The organism is Methanoculleus methanifontis (assembly GCF_030464365.1).
GTDB lineage: Archaea > Halobacteriota > Methanomicrobia > Methanomicrobiales > Methanoculleaceae > Methanoculleus > Methanoculleus methanifontis.
Window position 1 is genome coordinate 1 of the sequence record NZ_VCYI01000029.1, and the last position, 2,694, is coordinate 2,694.

The window sequence follows — 2,694 nt, forward strand, 5'->3', positions numbered from 1 at the left end:
GAATGAACGATGAATGAACGATGAATGAACGATGAATGAACGATGAATGAACGATGAATGAACGATGAATGAACGATGAATGAACGATGAATGAACGATGAATGAACGATGAATGAACGATGAATGAGGCCGGAAGTGCTGGAAATGGAGTGAGGAAGATCTCTGATTTTTCGGTCCACCGGACGTTTGCACGGGCGAAGGTCGAACTCGGCCGGTGCGATGTCTGCGGGGCGGGGAAGGCGGTCTACCGCTCGCGGGAGGCGCAGGCGAAGGTCTGCGAGGGGTGTTATGCGAGGCTGGTGCGGGAGTGGAATACGGGGGAGGGGGTGCGGTGAATCACGTCAGATATCAGACACACCAAAACAGACGATGTCCGATATGTCCGATAAATGTCCGTTATCTTGCAGGGTATACTCTCGACAGATCAGGCGTTCCCGGGACGCGATGGCACGGGAGGCTATCGAGCTCTCCATTGAGCATCTCCAGGAGAAGAAGGGGCCGGTGATCGAGGGGGCTCACCCTCTACCGACCGCTACGTAGATCGCTGAAGACCGTGACGGCGGAATCGAGAGCCCATCCTCCCGGAGCCCTTCGATGTGGAACTCAATCGCCTCGTGCATCTGCTCTTCCACTTCCTCATGAGTTGCTCCGGTCGCCACGCACCGACGGCGAGATCCGGGGAGTATGCCGAGTAATTGCCGTCGGTCTGCTCGACGATGACAAGAAATCGATACATCATTCATCCCTCATGGTAAGTCCTGCCTGGTAGTTGGTATGAAGTGTAGATCAAGTAATCTGCTTCAAACACGCTCACTAACTCTCTGTAGGGTAATTGTACTTCTCCGTACACTTTCCAGGCCGTCTCCTCACGCTCTTCATCACTGATGCAGAGGTGTACTATCTCTTCTCGAAGAGACGTACTTCATTAAAACCCAGATCTGTACCACGAACCACAACGCTGCCCCGATGAAGAGCAAATAGTAGCCCAACAAGAAAATAAACGAATCCGCCAAGTAGGGGAATGCGTAAGTCCACTGTGGGTTTGCGATATGTATTAGCATGGCTGCGATGAAAAGCCGGAATATCCATTCGCTAGGGTAAAGGAGGTTTCTAGCGGTTGCCTCTGGGTTCATGTGATGCTCTATGCCATTGCGATTTAAAAGGATGTATCTTTTGAGGGGGAGGGATTTAATGAAGGAGATCCTAAAGCAACGCGTTCAATGATGCCAACGAACCCTGACTCTCACATTTTACTACTGAGGTGATCCTATAATTATAAGGCCCCTTGGATAAAACTGGGGATCATGGCATTCCGGGAAATTGACGATGATCTCTGGGAGATTGTTCAAAAATACCTCCCCCCAACAAAGCCGCACATCGGTCGACCCCGGTGTGACCCCCGCAGACTGATCAACGGCATCCTGTACGTTCTGACCACCGGATGTTCCTGGCTCGATGTCCCGGCGAACTACGGTACTAAATCGACGGTTCACCGGTACCACCTCGAACTTTGCGAGAAAGGCGTGTATCAGGCGATCTTCCTCGACCTTCTTCAATCTGGCTACGAGATCAAAAAAATCGATCTCTCACATTGTGCGACAGATACCAAGGATATCCCGGCAAAAAAAGGGGATCCATCGGCTATGATGGCTATAAGAAGGTAAACGGGAACAAACTGAGTGCTCTGGTCGATCGGAACGGCCTCCCGCTTGCCTGCACGGTTGCACCAGCAAATGTCCACGATTCCCGTCTCTACGAACCAACCCTCGAAACATTTGAGATTCCTGAGGTGCAGGTTCGTCCCAGGATCATCTCCGCAGATGCAGCCTACGATGCCCGGGAAATTCGACAATACAACCGGAAACGAGGGATCAAGAGTAATATCCCGGTCAATAGAAGATCCCGGAAACAGCCGAAACGAGGAAGGCCATTCTGGTTTGATCTGGAACTCTACAAAAAACGCAGCGCAGTAGAGCGGTTCTTCAGCTGGATAGAGGCATTTAAGAAGATTGTTCCACGATACGAGCGGTATGAGCACTCATTCATGGGACTAATTCACCTGGCATGCAGCGTCATGATCGCGAGAGTATTGGGATGACCTCGCCTATATCCGTGTGCGAGAAATCTCCGCTGACCAAAACTAGAATTTATTTCCCCTTTAACCCGTAACGTCGTTTTAAAACTGTTAATCTCCCCGCTTCCGGATATCCTATAACTTCTTTCGTAAAATAGATTTAAATACGCCTTATTGCTACTCTTAAATATATGGAGTCGGCCCCACCCTTTCCGTTAAGCGACCTTAAATTCATGATAAACGAGAGTTTTGATCATACATCGAGGCAACTTCAGAATATCGATAAAAATCTTCTCTTTGGGTCATTCATATCGATCTTTATTGCATTAGGTGTAAGCTGGCAACTGACCATAATTGCCTACTGGATTCCAGCTTCATTTCTTTTGATGTATTTATGGGGGATATGGGCGCTGATAACCACAAAGAAGACGATAAAATCCGATAATGTCGAGCAGGCAGTGGAGAATGTTAAAAGAGTGACTGAGAAGGATTTTTCGGCTCTGTTGAATTCCTTCCAGACAACGACAATCACGACTGTTTGTACTGCCTTCGTTAGGTTATGGAGGATCACTTTGATCTTGATCTCTTTGACCTGGTACCAGTATTTTCGTGCCTTTAGT

General features: G+C 48.8%; 5 protein-coding genes and 1 pseudogene. 3 read left to right on the forward strand and 3 right to left on the reverse strand.

The window, feature by feature from the left end:
* Positions 1-149 precede the first annotated feature (149 nt).
* Positions 150-335, forward strand: a complete 186-nt coding sequence (locus FGW20_RS13265) for a hypothetical protein (RefSeq protein WP_301678545.1) — start codon at positions 150-152, stop codon at positions 333-335.
* A 180-nt stretch (positions 336-515) separates the two neighbouring features.
* Here the strand turns inward: FGW20_RS13265 and FGW20_RS13270 are convergent, their stop codons facing one another.
* Both FGW20_RS13270 and FGW20_RS13275 read right to left on the reverse strand, forming a co-directional pair.
* Positions 516-659: a type II toxin-antitoxin system HicB family antitoxin gene (locus FGW20_RS13270; protein ID WP_367617957.1), complete on the reverse strand. Its 144-nt coding sequence runs from the start codon at positions 657-659 to the stop codon at positions 516-518.
* A gap of 219 nt (positions 660-878) precedes the next feature.
* Complete coding sequence (locus FGW20_RS13275) at positions 879-1,133, reverse strand: hypothetical protein (protein WP_301678546.1); 255 nt, start codon at positions 1,131-1,133, stop codon at positions 879-881.
* A gap of 171 nt (positions 1,134-1,304) precedes the next feature.
* Here FGW20_RS13275 and FGW20_RS13280 point away from each other — a divergent pair, with 171 nt between their 5' ends.
* Entirely contained in the window at positions 1,305-1,664 is a 360-nt protein-coding gene (locus FGW20_RS13280) for a transposase (protein WP_301678547.1), read from the forward strand.
* Positions 1,592-2,098, forward strand: a complete 507-nt coding sequence (locus tag FGW20_RS13285) for an IS5 family transposase (RefSeq protein WP_301678548.1) — start codon at positions 1,592-1,594, stop codon at positions 2,096-2,098. The genes FGW20_RS13280 and FGW20_RS13285 overlap by 73 nt, the downstream gene beginning before the upstream one ends.
* 334 nt (positions 2,099-2,432) lie before the next feature.
* On the opposite strand, the pseudogene FGW20_RS13290 reads toward FGW20_RS13285, so the two are convergent.
* Positions 2,433-2,694 (reverse strand): annotated as a pseudogene (locus FGW20_RS13290) (hypothetical protein); the annotation flags it as partial.

Coding starts and splice junctions, on each gene's coding strand:
- FGW20_RS13275 (WP_301678546.1), bottom strand. CDS start 1,133: ATGAACCCAGAGGCAACCGCTAGAAACCTCCTTTACCCTAGCGAATGG.
- FGW20_RS13280 (WP_301678547.1), top strand. CDS start 1,305: ATGGCATTCCGGGAAATTGACGATGATCTCTGGGAGATTGTTCAAAAA.